Source organism: Streptomyces sp. BR123 (genome assembly GCF_013401435.1).
In the GTDB taxonomy this organism is placed as follows: Bacteria; Actinomycetota; Actinomycetes; order Streptomycetales; family Streptomycetaceae; genus Streptomyces.
In genome coordinates this window covers 1-17821 of sequence record NZ_JACBGN010000146.1, presented here as the reverse complement: position 1 = coordinate 17821, position 17821 = coordinate 1, and the positions used below count along the sequence as shown (strand labels likewise).

Genomic DNA, 17821 nt, shown 5'->3' with positions numbered 1-17821 from the left:
AAGCCGAGTTTGCCGAAGAGGCCGAGGTGGATGTGGATCCAGGCGTCGCCGAGCTCCAGGAAGAGGTGCTTGCCGTGGGCCTCGGCGCTCTCCAGGTCCCGCCCGTCGAGCAGTGCGGCGCTCTCGGCGAACCTGCCCTGCGGGCTGCTCACCCGGACCGGGCGGCCGGCGAACCGCTCGGTGTGGTCCTGGGCGAGGCGGTGGATCGTATGCCCCTCGGGCACGGCTGCTCTCCTCCTGGTGTCGCCGGGCCGCTCCCGGTATCGCAGGGCGGCTCCCGTGTGTCGCCGGGCGGCTCCCGGTGTCGCAGGGCGGCTCCCGTGTGTCGCCGGGCCGCTCCCGGTGTCGCAGGGCGGCTCCCGTGTGTCGCCGGGCGGCCGGGCCGCCGGGCGCGGGAACGGCCGTGCCGCCGGACCCCGCAGGCCCGGCGGCACGGGGCGTCCTACTGGTCCTGCGGGTGGTGGGCCGGGATCGGGGGCAGCTCGCCGGTCTGCTCGTACGCGGAGAGCATGTCGATGCGGCGGGTGTGGCGCTCCTCGCCGGAGTACGGGGTCGCCAGGAAGGCCTCGATGAAGGAGGTGGCCTCGTCCTGGGTGTGCATGCGGCCGCCGACGGAGATCACGTTGGCGTTGTTGTGCTCGCGGCCGAGCTTCGCGGTCTCGACGCTCCAGGCCAGGATGGCGCGGACGCCCTTGACCTTGTTGGCGGCGATCTGCTCACCGTTGCCGGAGCCGCCGATGACGATGCCCAGGCTGCCCTCGTCGGCGGCGGTCTTCTCCGCGGCGCGCAGGCAGAACGGCGGGTAGTCGTCGACGGCGTCGTAGATGTGGGGCCCGCAGTCGACGGGCTCGTGGCCGTTGTTCTTGAGCCAGTCCACGAGGTGGTTCTTGAGCTCAAAGCCGGCGTGGTCGGATCCGAGGTAGACGCGCATGGGACGAGTGTGTCACGGGTGACCCCGGCAACCTGCCCCGGGGTGTCGCGTAAGTCACGTCTAAAGCTCAAGTAAACCCAAAGAACGCAGATGAGACACGGTGGAACCGGGGTCCGGGGCCTCCGTCCATAGTCACGATCCGGATGCGGGTCTTCCACCTGTGTTCATCTCGGGTTTGAATGCCGGGACTCGCAACCCGAGAACCTAAGGATTCGTCCATGAGCACCACGACGACCCTTCAGAAGGCAGGCGACCCCACCGGCAACCCCGGCGGCGCCACGCCCCATGACGGTCTCAAGGCCGGTCTCAAGAACCGCCACCTGTCCATGATCGCCATTGGCGGTGTCATCGGCGCCGGACTCTTCGTCGGCTCCGGCGGCGGTATCGCCAAGGCCGGCCCCGCCATCCTCCTCTCCTACATGCTCGTCGGCGCCATGGTCGTCTTCGTCATGCGGATGCTCGGCGAGATGGCCGCCGCCAGCCCGAACTCGGGCTCCTTCTCCGCCTACGCCGACCGCGCGCTGGGCCGCTGGGCAGGCTTCTCCATCGGCTGGCTGTACTGGTTCTTCTGGGTCGTCGTCCTGGCCGTCGAGGCCACCGCCGGCGCCGTGATCCTGGAGGGCTGGGTCCCGGCCGTCCCGCAGTGGGCCTGGGCCCTGATCGTGATGGCCGTCCTGACCATCACCAACCTCGGCTCCGTCGCCTCCTACGGCGAGTTCGAGTTCTGGTTCGCCGGCATCAAGGTCGTCGCCATCGGCGCCTTCGTCGTCATCGGCATGCTGGCCGTCTTCGGCGTCCTGCCGGGCTCCGACAACCCGGGTGCGGGCTTCGCGCACCTCACCGACACCGGCGGCTTCGTGCCGAACGGCTGGGGCTCCGTCCTCACCGGTGTGCTGATGGTCGTCTTCTCCTTCATGGGCAGCGAGATCGTCACGCTGGCCGCCGGCGAGTCCGAGGACCCGCGCCGCGCCGTCACCAAGGCCACCAACTCGGTCATCTGGCGCATCGCCGTCTTCTACCTGGGCTCGATCTTCGTCGTCCTGACCCTGCTGCCGTGGAACGACGCGTCGATCGTGGAGAAGGGCTCGTACGTCGCCGCCCTCGACTCCATCGGCATCCCGGCCGCCGGCCAGATCATGAACGTGATCGTTCTGACCGCCGTGCTGTCCTGCCTGAACTCGGGCCTGTACACGGCCTCCCGCATGGCGTTCTCGCTGGGCGAGCGCGGTGACGCCCCCAAGGCCTTCGCCAAGGTCAACAAGCGGGGCGTGCCGATGGCGGCCATCCTCGGCTCCACGGTCTTCGGCTTCGTCGCCGTGGTCTTCAACTACACCAACCCCGACACCGTCTTCAGCTTCCTGCTGAACTCCTCCGGTGCGATCGCGCTCTTCGTCTGGCTGGTCATCTGCCTGACCCAGCTGCGCATGCGCAAGATCCTGGTCGCCGAGGCCCCGGAGAAGCTCACGGTGAAGATGTGGCTCTTCCCGTATCTCACCTGGGCCACCGCCGCGATGATCGTCTTCGTCCTGGGCTACATGCTCTATGACGAGGGCAACCGCGAGACCGTGGTGCTGTCCGTGCTCGTCGCCGCGATCGTGATCGCGATCGGCGTGGTGCGCGACGTCCGCCGCCGCAAGGCCGCCGTCCAGGCCTGACCCGCAAGGGCCCCACACGGCAGCAGCCCCGGACCGCGCATCGCGGTCCGGGGCTGCTCGCTTCGGGGGAGCCGTTCTCCGCTACGGGCGGCCGGCCAGCTTCCAGGCGGCCGGCAGCAGGCCCATGGCGAGCAGCGCCTTGAGCGCGTCACCGATCAGGAACGGGGTCAGGCCCGCCGCGACGGCCGCGCCGAAGGACATCCCGGTCGACAGCGCCAGGTACGGCACGCCCACCGCGTAGATCAGGGCGGAGCCGAGCGCCATCGCGCCGGCCGTGCGCAGCACCGAGCGGTCGGCGCCGCGGCGGGCGAGGGCGCCGACGACGGTGGAGGCCAGCAGCATGCCGAGGACGTAGCCGAAGGAGGCGCCGCCCGCACCGGAGGTGCCGTTCGCGAACCACGGCAGGCCGACCGCGCCGAGGAGCGCGTACAGGCCGAGCGAGAGGAAGCCGCGGCGGGCGCCGAGGGCGGTGCCGACGAGCAGCGCCGCGAAGGTCTGGCCGGTGACCGGGACCGGGGAGCCGGGGACGGGCACGGCGATCTGCGCGGCCAGGCCGGTCAGGGCGGCTCCGCCGGCGACGAGCGCGATGTCGCGGGCGCGGCTCGCGGGCAGCAGGTCGGCCAGGACGGCGCCGGGACGGAAGGAGACGGAAGCAGAGGCGGTGCTCATCGGGACTCCGCGGGATGAGGGGTGACGGGACGATCACCGACGCTAGTGCGCGGGCCCGCGCCGCCCCACCGCCGCCCGGGACAAAGCCCTGCTCCCCCCTTTGGTCGGAAATGAACAAAGTCCTCGGTTCACACCTGAGGCGCCGTGATGCTCATCACGAGTCAGATCAGTCAACACATCCTTTTTGCGCGGAAGGGCGCCCTCCGGTGAGACTGTAGGGTCCCGCCAACTACTGCGGAGCCCACCGCCGCTGCCGAGCACGAGAGTACGAGCCTCCACTCATGCGCGACCCCCAGACCGACATTCCTCCGGGCGGCACCGAGCTGCCCGCCGAACCCCTGAGCCACAGCCTCAAGCAGCGCCACCTGACCATGCTGGGCCTCGGCGGCGTGATCGGCGCCGGGCTGTTCGTCGGCTCCGGCGCCGGCATCGGCATCGCCGGCCCCGCGATCATCTGCTCCTACCTGCTGGCCGGAGCCCTGGCCATGCTGGTGATGCGGGCACTGGGCGAGATGTCCGCCGCCCTGCCCGCCTCCGGTTCGTTCTCCGTGTACGCGGAGCGGGCGCTGGGCCGCTGGGCGGGCTTCTCGGCGGGCTGGCTGTACTGGTTCCTGCTGGTCGTGGTGCTGGCCGTGGAGGCCACCGGCGCGGCGAAGATCGCACACGGCTGGCTGCCGGCCGTCGACCAGTGGCTCTGGGTGCTGCTGTTCATGGTGGTCTTCACCGTCAGCAACCTGGCCGCGGTGAAGAACTTCGGCGAGTTCGAGTTCTGGTTCGCCGCCCTCAAGGTCGGCGCGATCGTCCTGTTCCTGGTCCTGGGCACCCTGGCGGTCTTCGGCGTCCTGCCCGACACCGAGCCCGTCGGCATGGCCAACCTGACCGGGAACGGCGGCTTCTTCCCCGCCGGCGCGGGCGGTGTGATCGCCGGCATGCTGGCGGTCATCTTCGCCTTCGGCGGCCTGGAGGTCGTCACCATCGCCGCCGCCGAGTCGGACGACCCGGCGCGCTCGGTGGCCCGCGCCGTGCGCAGCGCGGTGTGGCGCATCCTCTTCTTCTACGTCGGCTCCATGCTGGTCATCGTCACGCTGCTGCCGTGGGACTCGCTGGAGCCGGGCCAGAGCCCGTACGTGGCCGTCCTGGACTCCATCGGCATCCCGGCGGCCGGGCAGATCATGAACATCGTGGTGTTCGTGGCGCTGCTGTCGGCGCTCAACGCCAACCTGTACGGGTCCTCGCGCATGGTCTTCTCGCTGGCCGAGCGCGGCGAGGCGCCGGCGTCGCTGCTGAAGGTGTCGCAGGGCGGGGTCCCCCGCCGGGCCGTGTTCGCCTCGGTGGCCTTCGGGTTCGTGTCGGTGGTGCTGAACCTGCTGTGGCCGGACACGGTCTTCCTCTACATGCTCAACGCGGTCGGCGCGGTGCTGCTGTTCGTGTGGGCGCTGATCGCGGTGTCGCAGCTGCGGCTGCGCCGGGAGCTGGAGCGGGACATGCCGGAGCGGTTGACGCTGCGGATGTGGTGCTTCCCGTACCTGACGTGGGTGGCGCTGCTGGCGATGGCGGCGGTGCTGGTGCTGATGCTGTTCGACGACGGGGCGCGGCCGCAGCTGCTGTGGTCCTCGGGTGCGGCAGCCGCGGTGCTGGCGGTGGCGTGGATCCGGGAGGTGCGGGCGCGCCGCTCGGAGGGAGCCTCCGCCTGACCGCCCGGCGGCGGTGAGGGCAACGGGCCCGGGACGTCATGTCCCGGGCCCGTCGTCCGTTCTCCGCGGGTGGGTGATCACGCGGAGTGAGACCGGCGTCCGGATATCGGACGAAAGGCGTCCGATAAACGGACGCTCGGCAGACTGGCGCGCATGAGTCAGAGCACCTTCACGTCCCCCGCACGGCAGCGGCCGGCGGATCCCGGCCCCGACGCGGGGGCGCCCCTCGGCAGCGGCCTCAAGCAGCGCCACCTCTCGATGATCGCCCTCGGCGGGGTCATCGGCGCCGGGCTCTTCGTGGGCTCCGGCGCCGGCGTCGCCGCCGCGGGTCCCTCGATCGTGCTCGCATATGCCGTGTCCGGGCTGCTCGTGATGTGCGTGATGCGGATGCTCGGCGAGATGTCCGCCGCGAACCCCGCCTCCGGCTCCTTCTCGGTGCACGCGGAGCGGGCGATCGGGCCCTGGGCCGGGTTCACCGCCGGCTGGATGTTCTGGACGCTGCTGTGCGTGGGCGTGGCCATCGAGGCGATCGGTGCGGCCCACATCATGACCGGCTGGTTCCCGGGCACCCCGTCGTGGATGTGGGTGCTCGCCTTCATGGCGCTGTTCTGCGGCACGAACCTGGCCGCGGTGAAGAACTTCGGCGAGTTCGAGTTCTGGTTCGCCGCCCTCAAGATCGGCGCGATCGCGCTCTTCCTCGGCCTCGGCGTGCTCGCGATCGCGGGGCTGCTGCCCGGCACCTCCTCCCCCGGCACGGCGAACCTGCTGCCGGACGGCGGTTTCCTGCCGAAGGGGCTGGACGGCCTGCTCGTCGGCGTGCTGGCCTCGGTCGTCGCCTACGGCGGCCTGGAGACGGTGACCATCGCGGCCGCCGAGTCCGAGGACCCGGCCCGGGGCGTGGCCCGGGCCGTGCGGACCACCATGTGGCGGATCGCGGTCGTCTACGTCGGCTCGATGCTGGTCGTGGTGACGCTGCTGCCGTGGAACGACCCGGCGGTGACCGAGCAGGGCCCGTACGCGGCGGCCCTGGACCGGCTGGGCATCCCGGCCGCGGGCGAGATCATGAACGCGGTCGTCCTGATCGCCTTGCTGTCCGCGATGAACGCCAACGTCTACGGCTCCTCGCGCATGGCGTACTCGCTCGTCTCCCGGGGCCAGGGCCCGAAGGCCCTCGGCAAGGTCAGCGGCCGGGTGCCGCGCCGGGCGGTGCTCGCCTCCTGCGGCTTCGGCTTCGTCACCGTGCTGCTGTCGTACTGGTACCCGGACACCCTGTTCGCCTGGCTGCTGAACATGGTCGGCGGGGTCATCCTCGTCGTCTGGGGCTTCATCGCCGTCTCGCAGTTCATGCTGCGCCGGCGGCTGGAGCAGGAGGCGCCCGGGAAGCTGGTCGTGCGGATGTGGGGCTTCCCCTACCTGACCTGGGCGGCGCTCGCCGGGGTGGCCGGGGTGCTGGCGCTGATGGCCTGGAACCCCGACACGCGGGTGCAGGTCGTCTTCACCGGCGGGCTGACCGCCTTCCTCGCCGGCACCGGATTCCTGATGCAGCGTCGGGCCGCGGCCCGGCGCTGAGGGCCGCAGCACACCGCCGGGGGCGGGTCCCGCGCAGGCGCGCGGGACCCGCCCCCGCGCGTACCCCAGGACGTACCAAGGTGAGCCTTACATGTAACCCGGAATAGATACTGCTAGCGTGCAGTTGCGCATTGATTGCAATAGCAGTTGGCACGCTGAGGGGACCGGATTACACGCATGGCCATCTACACGCTTCCCGAGCTTCCGTACGAGTACTCGGCTCTGGAGCCGGTGATCAACCCGCAGATCATCGAGCTGCACCACGACAAGCACCACGCTGCCTACGTCAAGGGCGCCAACGACACCCTGGAGCAGCTGGAAGAGGCACGGGACAAGGAGAACTGGGCCGCGCTGAACGGCCTGGAGAAGAACCTCGCCTTCCACCTCTCGGGCCACATCCTGCACAGCATCTACTGGCACAACATGGCCAGCCCGAAGACCGGCGAGGGCGGCGGCGAGCCGACCGCGGCCGACGGTCTGGGCGAGCTCGCCGATGCGATCACCGAGTCCTTCGGCTCCTTCGCGAAGTTCAAGAAGCAGCTGACCTTCGCCTCCTCCGCGACGCAGGGCTCCGGCTGGGGCGTCCTCGCGTACGAGCCGATCAGCGGCCGTCTGATCGTGGAGCAGGTCTACGACCACCAGGGCAACGTCGGCCAGGCCTCGGTGCCTGTCCTGGTCTTCGACGCCTGGGAGCACGCCTTCTACCTGCAGTACAAGAACCAGAAGGTGGACTTCATCGAGGCGATGTGGAACGTCGTCAACTGGCAGGACGTGGCCAGGCGCTACGCCGACGCCAAGGCCAACACCCCGCTGCTGATCCCTGCCAAGGGCTGACCGCAGCCGGGGGAACGCCCCCATCAGCCGCCCGCCTCGTGATCGTCTTCTCAGCCTTCGCGTGCGGGCGTGTGGAACGGAAGACCCCCGTGAGGACGTGACTCACGGGGGTCTTCCGTCGGCCGGCGGTTCCGTCCGCCTGCGGCCTACTCGAAGGAAGGGCCGGCGGTCCGGGTCCGCTTGATCTCGTAGAAGCCCGGGGTGGAGGCGACCAGCAGGGTGCCGTCCCACAGGCGGGCCGCAGCCTCGCCGCGCGGGGTCGGGGTGACGACCGGGCCGAAGAAGGCCACCTCGCCGCCGTCGGCGCCGGGCACGGAGATCACCGGCGTGCCCACCTCCTCGCCGACGCGCGAGATGCCGTTGCTGTGCGAGGCCCGCAGCACCTCGTCGTACTCGTCGGAGTCGGCGTAGGCGATCAGCTCGGCCGGCAGGCCGACCTCGTCCAGGGCGGCGGCGATGACCTCACGGGTCGCGCCGAGGTCCTGGTTGTGGATCCGGGTGCCGAGGGCGGTGTAGAGCTTGCCGGTGACCTCGTCACCGTGCTTCTGCTGAGCGGCCGTCACGACGCGCACCGGGGCGAAGCCCTTCGGGCCGAGTATCTCGCGGTAGCGCTCGGGCAGGTCTTCCAGCTTGTTCTCGTTCAGCACTGCGAGGCTCATCACGTGCCAGCGCACCTCGACGTCGCGGACCTTCTCGACCTCCAGCATCCAGCGGGAGGTCATCCAGGCCCAGGGGCACAGCGGGTCGAACCAGAAGTCGACCTGGGTCTTCTCGCGCACCTGGGTGTCGGTCATGTCTCTCCTTGATCGGACGGTGCATCCGTGGTCATGTCCTTCCGGCCAACCGGCCGGGGGCGGGCCGCATTCCCCGTGGGAGGATTCCGACACGCATCGCGATCTCGCACGAAGGAGTGCACGTGCCCGGAGAGAACCTGTCCCGCGACGAGGCCCGTGTCCGGGCGGAACTGCTGTCGGTCGACGGATACGAGGTCTCGCTCGACCTGCGGTCCGCCGTGGACGGGGCCGAGCCCGCCGAGGGCCCCAGGACCTTCCGCTCGGTGACGACCGTCCGGTTCCGGGCGGCCGCGCCCGGATCGTCGACCTTCGCGGACCTGATCGCCCCCTCCGTGAACTCCGTCACCCTCAACGGGCGGGAGCTCGACCCGGCCGCCGTCTTCGACGGGGCGCGCATCGCCCTGGACGGCCTGGCCTCCGAGAACGTCCTCGTGGTCGACGCCGACTGCGCGTACAGCCGGACCGGCGAGGGCATGCACCGCTTCGTCGACCCGGAGGACGGCGAGGTCTACCTCTACACCCAGTACGAGCCGGCCGACGCCCGCCGGGTGTTCGCGAACTTCGAGCAGCCCGACCTGAAGGCGCCGTACCGCTTCGAGGTGACCGCGCCGGAGGGCTGGCAGGTGTGGAGCAACGGTGCGGAGGAGTCGCGCGAGGGCCTGACCCGCCGGTTCGCCGAGACCGCGCCGATCTCCACGTACATCACGTGCGTGGTGGCGGGCCCGTACCACTACGTCACGGACACCTACACGCGCGGGGACCTGACGATCCCGCTGGGCGCGATGTGCCGCAAGGGGCTGGCCAAGCACTTCGACGCGGACGACGTCTTCCTCGTCACCAAGCAGGGCTTCGACTTCTTCCACGAGCACTTCGACTACCCGTACCCGTTCGGGAAGTACGACCAGGCGTTCGTGCCCGAGTACAACCTCGGCGCGATGGAGAACCCGGGCATGGTGACCTTCCGGGAGGAGTACATCTTCCGCGGCAAGGTGACCCGGGCGGCGTACGAGCGGCGCTGCAACACGATCCTGCACGAGATGGCCCACATGTGGTTCGGCGACCTCGTCACCATGAAGTGGTGGGACGACCTGTGGCTGAAGGAGTCCTTCGCGGACTTCATGGGCTCCTTCTCGCAGGTGGAGGCGACCCGCTTCGACACGGCGTGGGTGACCTTCGCCAACAGCCGCAAGGCGTGGGCCTACCGGGCCGACCAGCTGCCGTCCACCCACCCGATCACGGCCGACATCCGCGACCTGGAGGCCGCCAAGCTCAACTTCGACGGCATCACGTACTCCAAGGGCGCGGCCGTGCTCAAGCAGCTGGTCGCCTACGTGGGGCGGGACGCCTTCCTGGAGGGCGCGCGGCGCTACTTCAAGGCCAACGCGTACGGGAACACCACCCTGGACAACCTGCTGTCGGTGCTCGGAGAGGTCTCCGGGCGGGACATGGCCGAGTGGTCGCGGGCCTGGCTGCAGACGGCCGGCGTGAACGTCCTGACGCCGGCGGTCGCCTACGACGCGGGCGGCCGGGTGGCCGAGCTGGCCGTCCTCCAGGAGGGCGAAGCGCTGCGCCCGCACCGGGTCGCGGTGGGCCTGTACCGGCTTCAGGAGGGACGGCTGGTCCGCTTCGCACAGGCCGAGGCGGACGTGGCGGGGGCGCGGACGGTCGTGGCGGAGCTGGCCGGGCAGGAGCGACCCGACCTGGTGCTCGTCAACGACGACGACCTCACCTACTGCAAGGTCCGCTTCGACGAGGGCTCGCTGGAGACGCTGCGGACCAGGCTGGGCGACATCACGGACCCGCTGGCGCGGGCACTGTGCTGGTCGGCGCTGTGGAACCTGACCCGCGACGGGCTGATGCCGGCGCGGGACTTCGTCTCCCTGGTCCTGGCCCACGCGGGCCGCGAGAGCGATGTCGGCGTGCTGCAGATGGTGCACTCGCAGGCGCTGGCCGCGCACGCCCACTACGGCGCCCCCGCGTGGCGTGAGCAGGGCGGGCGGCGGATGCTGGCGGTGGGCGCCCTGCAGGAGCTGCGGCGCGCGGAACCCGGCTCCGAGCACCAGCTGACCTGGGCCCGGTTCTTCGCGGCGAGCGCGGCGACGGAGGGCGACTTCCAGCTGCTGCTGGGCCTGCTGGACGGTTCGGCGCGCCTCGACGGGCTGGAGGTGGACCAGGAGCTGCGCTGGGACTTCCTGCTGCCGCTGGCAGCCCACGGCGCGGTGGACGAGGCCGTGCTCGCCGCGGAGCTGGCCCGGGACGACACGGCGTCGGGCAAGCGGCACCAGGTGCGCTGCCTGGCGGCGCGGCCGTCGGCTGCGGTCAAGGACCAGGCGTGGGCGGCGGTCGTCGAGTCGGACGCGCTGTCGAACGCGCTGGTGGAGGCGACGATCGCGGGCATGCAACAGCCTTCGCAGCGGGCCCTGCTGGCCCCGTACACGGACCGCTACTTCGAGGTGATCGAGCGGATCTGGGCGGAGCGGTCGATCCAGATCGGCATGCACGTGGTGCGGGGCATGTTCCCCGGGCTCCAGGACAGCCGGGCGACGCTCGACGCGACGGACGCGTGGCTGGCGGCCCATGAGGACGCGGCGCCGGCGCTGCGGCGGCTGGTGCTGGAGGGCCGGGACGACCTGGAGCGGGCCCTGCGCGCCCAGGCCTGCGACGCCGCCGCCGCCGAGTAGCGGCCGCCGCCCGGCTTTCGGGGGGCTCCGCCCCCGAACCCCCGCGCCCCAAACGCCGGCGGTGCCGTCTTGGGCCCCGCCGGCGTGTGAGGCGGAAACGGTGAAAGGGCGGGGCGGGGGAGGCTGCGCGCCGCACCCCACCCGCGGCGCGGCCCGGCAGGCTATCGGCAATCGAACGGCAGTACTTTAGTGCTGTCTTGTCCGGATTTGTCGACGAGACGGTAACAGCGGTTAGGGGGCGTCCCCGGGGCGGGAATCTCCGCGGCATGAACCACAACGCACCCCTCCCCCTCGCCCACCTCACCGACAGCCGCCCCCGCGTGCTGACCCTCGCCCAGCTCCGCGAGCACGGCGTCACCGCCTCCGACGTCGCCGACCGCTCCTGGCAGGAGATCCTGCCGGGCGTCTTCCTCCTGCACCCCGGGGCCGCCACGAGCGAGGAGCGGCTGCACGCCGCCCTGCTGTACGCGGACCGGCGCGGCGGCGAGGCCATGGTCACCGGGCTGGCGGCGCTCGCCCTGCACCGGTTCGCCTCCGCCCCCGCCCTGCCCCTCCTCCCGCAGATCGACGTGCTCGTCCCGCACACCCGCCGGCTCCGCTCCGTCGGCACCGTCCGCATCGTCCGGACGCACACACCGCCCCGTCCGGTGGAGGTGACCGGGCTGCTCGTGGCGCCGGTGGCCCGGGCCCTGGCCGACGCCGTCGCCGGGCTCTCCGACGCGGGGACCGTACGCCGCCTGCTCAGCGAGGCCGTTCGCGCCGGGCACTGCGAACCGGCTGCCCTCGTACGGGAGCTGACGGTGGCCCGACTGCTCAACCGGCCGCATGTCGTGGACGCCGTCGAGTCCCTCCTCGCGGAGGGCCGGGCCGTCGCCGAGGACCGGCTGTACCGGCTGGTGCGCGGCTTCGGACTCCCCGAGCCGGTCTGGAACGTGGACCTGCGCCTGCCCGCCGGCCCGCACCTGGGCGGGGTCGACGCCTACTGGCCCGAGCAGGCCGTGGCCGTGGAGATCGACACCCGTGCGCCCCGGCAGGGCGAGGACGAGGAGTGGTCGCAGACCGTGCGCAAGCGCGACGCCCTGGAGCGGCTCGGGGTGACCGTGGTCCACTTCACCCCGCGCAAGCTGCGCGACTGGCCCGAGCAGCAGGCCGCGGTCCTGCGGACCGCCCTGACGGCGGCCGACGACCGCGAGCCCGCCGCCTACCTGGTGGTGCTCCCGCGGTGAGGAGGAAGCGCCGGGTTCGCCGGCGAGTACTCCGGGGTGCTCCACAGCAGCCGCCCGGGGTGCAGGCCCTCCACGGCCTCCTCGACGCGGAAGACCACGCTGCGTCCGCCGTCCGGGCCGAACTCCGTCCGCGCCCGGCCGCTGAGCTGGAGCACCGCCCCTGTCTCCCAGTCGGGGAACAGCAGCCCGGCCCGCGGGTCGGCGGCCAGGTTCCCCAGGGTGAGGAACATGGCGTTGCCCGGGTAGTCGGGCCAGGACAGCTCGGTCGGCGAGAGCACCTCCACGAAGCCCGGAAGGCCGCCGCGGTGACTGGCCTCCGTCCGGCCGTCGCCGGTGGTCGCGACGAAGAAGGTGTCCGCGGCGCGGACGGCCCGCTCCTGGGCCGGGGTGAGCGCTCCCCCGCGGCGCACGACCCCGGGCCCGTCGGCGATCCGCTCCAGCGGCTGCCGTTTCTGCAGGTACTTGGGGCAGTTGGCGAAGACCTGCTCGGCCCCGACGGCGAACCCGCCCGGGGCCGCCTCCAGGATTCCGTTCAGCCGCATCCGGCGCCGGGTGCGCGGGTCGAGGGCGATGGTCCCGATCCTGGCGCCGTCGGCGGCGAGCGCCCCGGCGAGCGGGTCGCCGGCCGGCAGTCCGCCGGTGACGGCCATGCGGCGTGCACCCACGGCCCGGACGAAGCCGGGCGGGCCGGTGAGCAGCGAGGCCCACAGCCGCCCGGCTGCGTCGGCGGCGCCGACGACCAGGTGCGGCTGCCGCTCCAGGAAGGCCGCGGCGATGTCCTTGATGTCCGTGCCGATCGAGCGGCCGACGTGCTCGGCGAGCTCGCGTACGCCGACCCGTTCCTGCACGGCCAGCGAGCCCGAGTGGTACCGGTCCATGACGACCTCCTGCGCAAGTCCGCGGGCTTCTAGAAGAAGCCGCAGGTCGGGGCCCCCGCGGTGGGGGCGGGCGCATCCTCGGCGCCCTTCGGTGCGGAGATCTCCAGGCGGGTGCCGTCGGGGTCGTGGAAGAAGATCCCGCCGGAGGCGGTGCCCTCGCCGTGGGCGACGACCCCGTCGTAGGCGAACGGGACGGCCAGGTCGCGCAGGCGCGCCTCGTACGCGCGGACCTCGTCGATGCCGTCGGTGCTGAACGCCAGGTGGTGCAGTCCGGCCGCCGCGGGGGCGTAGGCGCTGTCGGCCTGCTGCCAGAGGGTGAGGACGAGCTCGCCGTCGCGGCCGAGGAAGGCGAAGCGGCGGTCCTCTTCCGTGCCCTCGCCGAGGAGGTCGAAGCCGAGGGCGTCCCGGTAGAAGGCGAGCGAGCGGGTGAGGTCGGTGACGTTCAGGCCGATGTGTCCGGTGCGGAGCGTGCTGATGACAGCCGTCACGGCTGCCCCCTTTCGACGGGCCCCGGCGGTTTCCCGGCCGCGGCGCCTAACCATCTAAATTCAATTTAAGGGTTAGGTCGGGTGGCGTCAACCGGTCACGTACCCTTGAGGGGTTAGCAGGCGTGCGCGAAGGAGCGGCGAGATGGCCACGGAGGCGACGGCGGACCCCCGCCCCCTGACGGGTGAGCCGGTCGCCCTGGACCTGCTGAACACGCGGTGGATGCAGGACGGCGCGCCGGTCGACCTCTTCGCCGGCGCCTCCGGGCTGACCCGTATGGAGGGGCTCGCCCTCTGGCTGCGCAGCGCCGGGCTGGCCGACCGATTCCGCGCCGACCCCTCGACCCTCGTCCACCTGCTGACCGCCCGCGAGGCCTTGGCCCGCGCCGTCGCCGACCCGGCCGACGAGAGCGCCCGGGCCCTGGTCGACGCCGTCCTGGAGCACGGGCGCATCCGCGCCACGCTGACCGCCGAAGGCCCCGGCGAGCGGGCCGAGTTCGACGACCGCTCGTGGGGTCCGGCCTGGACGGCCGCCCGCGACTACCTGGAGCTGCTGCGGTCGGCGCCCGACCGGATCCGCAAGTGCGCCTCCGAGACCTGCGTGCTCCACTTCCACGACACCTCGCGCAACGGGACCCGGCGCTGGTGCTCGATGTCCGCCTGCGGAAACCGGGCGAAGGCCTCGCGCCACTACGCGCGCACGCGCGAGCGCTGAAACGCCGGAAGTCGTCACATCCGGCCCGCGGCCGACTGTGCGCGCATCCCTGCCGCGAGGTCGGGAAGTCGATAAATCAACCTACCGACCCCGGCGGTTCGCCGGGGTATGCCCTGGTACGGCCCCGATGGCACACACGGTGCGCTGGCGGAAGTCCGCCATGTCAGGTCTCGGTCAATAACAGACCTCCCCAAAGCCCTGTCGCGTGAGGAAAGCTGACCGGTCATCCGGCACCGAATTCCGGAGCGTTTCTTTCACTTAGCCAGGGATGCTGATGACCTTCGAATCCCCCAGTTCGATATCCGGGGCCCGGCGCGTCGCACGCGTCGCGGCCGCGGCCGGCCTGGTGGCCGCGCTCGCAGCGACGGGTGCCGTGCCCGTGTTCGCGGCGACCGGTCCCGGCACCGGCACGCCGGGAACCGGTCCGGCCGTCAAGTCCGCCGAGCAGAAGCTCGGTTCGGCCGACGCCGAACTCCTGCAGGAGGCCAAGGCCAAGGGTGACGCGACCGTCACCGTCATGGTGGCCACCGCCCCCGGGCAGACCAAGCAGGTCGCCGACCAGCTGGCGTCCGTCCAGGGCGCGTCGGTCGGCCAGGCCAACGACAAGCTCGGCTACGTGCGCGCCACCCTGCCGACCGGCAAGGCCGAGGCCGCGCTGAAGGCGGCCGCCAAGCTGTCCTCCGTGCACGCCATGGACCTCAAGCACGAGATCCAGCTCTCGGACCCGCGCCCCGACGCGGGCAAGGAGTCGGGCCAGGCGCAGAAGACCGCTGCCGAGAACTACGCGGCGCCGGACAAGAACACCCCGGCGAAGAACCCGTACAACCCGTCCTTCGAGACCGGTTCGGTGGACTTCGTCGCGAAGAACCCGCAGGCCGACGGCCGCGGCGTGACCATCGGCATCCTGGACTCCGGCGTCGACATCGCCCACCCGGCGCTGCAGCAGACCACCACCGGCGAGCGCAAGATCGTCGACTGGGTCACCGCGACCGACCCGATCGTCGACAACGACGGCACCTGGCGTCCGCAGGTCACCCCGGTCGCCCCCGCCGGCGGCAGCTTCACCGCGGGCGGCCAGAGCTGGAAGGCTCCGGAGGGCTCGTACCAGTGGAGCCGCTTCACCGAGTCGATCACCGCCAACGGTGACATGAAGGGCGACGTCAACCGCGACGGCGACACCACCGACCGGTTCGGCATGCTGTACGACCCGGCCGCCGGCACCGTCCGCGTCGACACCGACCAGGACAACGACTTCACGAACAACGAGCCGATGAAGCCGTACAGGGACGGCTTCCAGATCGGCTGGTTCGGTACGGACAACCCGGCGACCGAGGTCTCCGAGCGCATTCCGTTCACGATCCAGATCCGCAAGGACGTCCCGATGGACCCGCTGGGCGGGGACTGGGTCGGCAAGAAGGCCGACTTCGTCAACATCGGCATCATCGAGTCCGAGCACGGCACGCACGTCGCCGGCATCACCGCCGCCAACAGCCTCTTCGGCGGCAAGATGAACGGCCAGGCGCCCGGCGCGAAGCTCGTCTCGTCCCGCGCCTGCTCCTGGTCCGGCGGCTGCACCAACGTCGCGCTGACGGAGGGCATGATCGACCTCGTCGTCAACCGCGGCGTGGACATCGTCAACATGTCGATCGGCGGCCTGCCGGCGCTGAACGACGGCAACAACGCGCGCGCCGAGCTCTACAAGAACCTCATCGACACCTACGGCGTCCAGCTCGTCGTCTCGGCGGGCAACGAGGGCCCGGGCGTCAACACCATCGGCGACCCCGGCCTCGCGGACAAGGTCATCTCCGTGGGTGCCGCGGTCTCCAAGGAGACCTGGGCCGCCAACTACGGCTCCGGTGTAGCCAAGAAGTACAACATGTTCCCGTTCTCCTCGCGCGGCCCGCGTGAGGACGGCGGCTTCACGCCCACCATCACCGCCCCCGGCGCGGCCATCAACACCATCCAGACCTGGCTGCCCGGCGCGCCGGTGAAGGAGGCGGGCTACACCCTGCCGGCCGGCTACGGCATGCTCCAGGGCACCTCGATGTCCTCACCGCAGGCGGCGGGTGCCGGCGCCCTGCTGCTCTCGGCCGCGAAGCAGCACAACATCAAGCTGACCCCGGCCGCGATGCGGGTGGCGCTCACCAGCACCGCCACGAAGATCGAGGACGTCCCGGCACACGCCCAGGGCTCGGGCCTGCTCGACGTCAACAAGGCCTGGGAGTCCGTCCAGCGCGACGCCAAGGCCAACGAGTTCACCGTCAAGGCGCCGGTCGACACCGCGATCGACCAGTTCCTGAAGACCCCGGGCTTCGGCACCGGCCTGTACGACCGCGAGGGCGGCCTGAAGGTCGGCCAGAAGAAGGTCTACGACGTCGTCGTGACCCGCACCACCGGCGTCAAGTACGGCACCCGCCACAACCTGAGCTGGCGGAACAACGACGGCACCTTCAAGGTCATCGGCGGCTACGACTACGTCACGCTGCCGCTGAACAAGCCCGTCACCATCAAGGTCGAGGCCAACGCCAAGACGGCCGGCGTGCACAGCGGCATCCTGCAGCTGGACGACGAGACCACCGAGGGCATCGACAAGCAGATCCTGACCACGGTCGTCGCCGCCGCCCCGCTGGCGAAGCCGTCGTTCACGCTGTCGGACACCTCCTCCGTGCAGCGCAACAGCCACAAGTCGTACTTCGTCACCGTGCCGCAGGGCGCGAAGACCCTCGAGGTCGCCCTCGGCGGTCTCACGGCGGGCAGCCAGACGCGCTTCATCTCGATCCACCCGTACGGCGTGGGCGTCGAGGACAGCGCCACCACCCAGTGCTACCCGAACTACGACAACCCGGCCAACAAGTGCCGCCCCGACCTGCGCTCCTACGAGAACCCGGCCCCGGGCGTCTGGGAGATCGAGGTCGAGTCGCGCCGCACGTCGCCGCTGCTGGACAACCCGTACCGGCTGGACGTCAGCGTCCTCGGCGCGGGCTTCGACCCGGCCGTCAAGGTCCTGCCCGAGGTGAAGCAGGGCACCCCGGCCCCGGTCCAGTGGACCGTCAAGAACGAGGCCGCGGCCATCTCCGGCGGCAAGCTCCAGGGCGGCCCGCTCGGCTCCGCCAAGGTCGCCAAGCCGACCATCGCGGGCGGCGAGCAGCAGACCACCACGGTCACCGTCGGTGAGGGCGTCTCCCGCCTGGACGTGGCGATCGGCAAGACCTCCGACACCGGCGCCGACCTCGACCTCGACGTCTTCAAGGGCGGCGTGAAGGTCGGCTCCTCCGCCGACGGCGACTCCGAGGAGTCGGTGACCCTGGCCAACCCGGCCGCCGGCACCTACACCATCGTGGTCACCGGCTACGCGGTTCCGTCCGGCTCCACCACGTACGACTACCGCGACGTGTACTTCTCCTCCGGCCTGGGCTCCGTCCAGGTGGACGAGGGCGCCGCGCTGAACCTCGCCAACGGTGCCTCGGCGGCCGTCTCGGCGAACGTCGTCGCGAACGCCCCGGCTCCCGAGGGCCGGCAGTTCTTCGGCGAGGTCAAGCTGCTGAACGCGCGCGGCACCGCCGCCGGCAGCGGCAGCGTGCAGATCGAGAAGGTCCTCCCGTAACGACGGGGCCTTCCGGCCGCACGACCGCTTGACCGCACGACCGCACGAAGAAGGGGCGGGCGCCCGTGGCGCCCGCCCTGTCTCTT

At 71.4% G+C, this 17821-nt stretch carries 14 protein-coding genes; 8 read left to right on the top strand and 6 right to left on the bottom strand.

The window, feature by feature from the left end; genetic code table 11:
- The coding region (locus HYE82_RS21715) for a DNA-formamidopyrimidine glycosylase family protein (protein WP_309144399.1) at positions 1 to 224 on the bottom strand (224 nt) is incomplete at its 3' end.
- Between the two features lie 218 nt (positions 225 to 442).
- A complete protein-coding gene (locus HYE82_RS21710; protein ID WP_179175802.1) occupies positions 443 to 931 on the bottom strand; it encodes a ribose-5-phosphate isomerase in 489 nt (162 codons plus the stop codon).
- A 218-nt stretch (positions 932 to 1149) separates the two neighbouring features.
- Here HYE82_RS21710 and HYE82_RS21705 point away from each other — a divergent pair, with 218 nt between their 5' ends.
- Complete coding sequence (locus HYE82_RS21705) at positions 1150 to 2586, top strand: amino acid permease (protein ID WP_179175801.1); 1437 nt, start codon at positions 1150 to 1152, stop codon at positions 2584 to 2586.
- An 81-nt stretch (positions 2587 to 2667) separates the two neighbouring features.
- Here the strand turns inward: HYE82_RS21705 and HYE82_RS21700 are convergent, their stop codons facing one another.
- Positions 2668 to 3255: a biotin transporter BioY gene (locus HYE82_RS21700; protein ID WP_179175800.1), complete on the bottom strand. Its 588-nt coding sequence runs from the start codon at positions 3253 to 3255 to the stop codon at positions 2668 to 2670.
- A 281-nt stretch (positions 3256 to 3536) separates the two neighbouring features.
- Between HYE82_RS21700 and HYE82_RS21695 the strand changes: the two genes are divergently transcribed.
- The 3 genes from HYE82_RS21695 to HYE82_RS21685 all read left to right on the top strand — a co-directional run bounded on the left by HYE82_RS21695 (position 3537) and on the right by HYE82_RS21685 (position 7352).
- Positions 3537 to 4949, top strand: a complete 1413-nt coding sequence (locus tag HYE82_RS21695; protein WP_179175799.1) for an amino acid permease — start codon at positions 3537 to 3539, stop codon at positions 4947 to 4949.
- Between the two features lie 153 nt (positions 4950 to 5102).
- On the top strand, positions 5103 to 6518 hold the full coding sequence (locus HYE82_RS21690) for an amino acid permease (protein WP_179175798.1): 1416 nt from the start codon (positions 5103 to 5105) through the stop codon (positions 6516 to 6518).
- Positions 6519 to 6695: 177 nt separating this feature from the next.
- Positions 6696 to 7352 carry a superoxide dismutase gene (locus HYE82_RS21685; protein WP_179175797.1) on the top strand — a complete coding sequence of 219 codons (657 nt, stop codon included), beginning with the start codon at positions 6696 to 6698 and terminating at the stop codon, positions 7350 to 7352.
- Positions 7353 to 7498: 146 nt separating this feature from the next.
- Here HYE82_RS21685 and HYE82_RS21680 read toward each other — a convergent pair whose 3' ends face one another.
- A complete protein-coding gene (locus tag HYE82_RS21680; protein ID WP_179175796.1) occupies positions 7499 to 8146 on the bottom strand; it encodes a DsbA family protein in 648 nt (215 codons plus the stop codon).
- A 122-nt stretch (positions 8147 to 8268) separates the two neighbouring features.
- On the opposite strand from HYE82_RS21680, the gene pepN reads away from it, so the two are divergent.
- On the top strand, positions 8269 to 10827 hold the full coding sequence (gene pepN / locus HYE82_RS21675) for an aminopeptidase N (RefSeq protein WP_179175795.1): 2559 nt from the start codon (positions 8269 to 8271) through the stop codon (positions 10825 to 10827).
- Positions 10828 to 11093: 266 nt separating this feature from the next.
- Positions 11094 to 12053 carry a hypothetical protein gene (locus HYE82_RS21670; protein ID WP_179175794.1) on the top strand — a complete coding sequence of 320 codons (960 nt, stop codon included), beginning with the start codon at positions 11094 to 11096 and terminating at the stop codon, positions 12051 to 12053.
- Here the strand turns inward: HYE82_RS21670 and HYE82_RS21665 are convergent.
- Both HYE82_RS21665 and HYE82_RS21660 read right to left on the bottom strand, forming a co-directional pair.
- Entirely contained in the window at positions 12029 to 12931 is a 903-nt protein-coding gene (locus HYE82_RS21665) for a pyridoxamine 5'-phosphate oxidase family protein (protein ID WP_179175793.1), read from the bottom strand. The genes HYE82_RS21670 and HYE82_RS21665 overlap by 25 nt on opposite strands.
- 29 nt (positions 12932 to 12960) lie before the next feature.
- Entirely contained in the window at positions 12961 to 13419 is a 459-nt protein-coding gene (locus tag HYE82_RS21660) for a VOC family protein (RefSeq protein ID WP_309144398.1), read from the bottom strand.
- Between the two features lie 142 nt (positions 13420 to 13561).
- On the opposite strand from HYE82_RS21660, the gene HYE82_RS21655 reads away from it, so the two are divergent.
- Positions 13562 to 14131, top strand: a complete 570-nt coding sequence (locus tag HYE82_RS21655; RefSeq protein ID WP_179175791.1) for a CGNR zinc finger domain-containing protein — start codon at positions 13562 to 13564, stop codon at positions 14129 to 14131.
- 274 nt (positions 14132 to 14405) lie between these two features.
- Positions 14406 to 17735: a S8 family serine peptidase gene (locus tag HYE82_RS21650; protein WP_179175790.1), complete on the top strand. Its 3330-nt coding sequence runs from the start codon at positions 14406 to 14408 to the stop codon at positions 17733 to 17735.
- Positions 17736 to 17821 lie beyond the last annotated feature (86 nt).

Coding starts and splice junctions, on each gene's coding strand:
- HYE82_RS21670 (WP_179175794.1), top strand. CDS start 11,094: ATGAACCACAACGCACCCCTCCCCCTCGCCCACCTCACCGACAGCCGC.
- HYE82_RS21695 (WP_179175799.1), top strand. CDS start 3,537: ATGCGCGACCCCCAGACCGACATTCCTCCGGGCGGCACCGAGCTGCCC.
- HYE82_RS21655 (WP_179175791.1), top strand. CDS start 13,562: ATGGCCACGGAGGCGACGGCGGACCCCCGCCCCCTGACGGGTGAGCCG.
- HYE82_RS21680 (WP_179175796.1), bottom strand. CDS start 8,146: ATGACCGACACCCAGGTGCGCGAGAAGACCCAGGTCGACTTCTGGTTC.
- HYE82_RS21700 (WP_179175800.1), bottom strand. CDS start 3,255: ATGAGCACCGCCTCTGCTTCCGTCTCCTTCCGTCCCGGCGCCGTCCTG.
- HYE82_RS21650 (WP_179175790.1), top strand. CDS start 14,406: ATGACCTTCGAATCCCCCAGTTCGATATCCGGGGCCCGGCGCGTCGCA.
- HYE82_RS21705 (WP_179175801.1), top strand. CDS start 1,150: ATGAGCACCACGACGACCCTTCAGAAGGCAGGCGACCCCACCGGCAAC.
- HYE82_RS21710 (WP_179175802.1), bottom strand. CDS start 931: ATGCGCGTCTACCTCGGATCCGACCACGCCGGCTTTGAGCTCAAGAAC.
- HYE82_RS21690 (WP_179175798.1), top strand. CDS start 5,103: ATGAGTCAGAGCACCTTCACGTCCCCCGCACGGCAGCGGCCGGCGGAT.
- HYE82_RS21665 (WP_179175793.1), bottom strand. CDS start 12,931: ATGGACCGGTACCACTCGGGCTCGCTGGCCGTGCAGGAACGGGTCGGC.
- HYE82_RS21685 (WP_179175797.1), top strand. CDS start 6,696: ATGGCCATCTACACGCTTCCCGAGCTTCCGTACGAGTACTCGGCTCTG.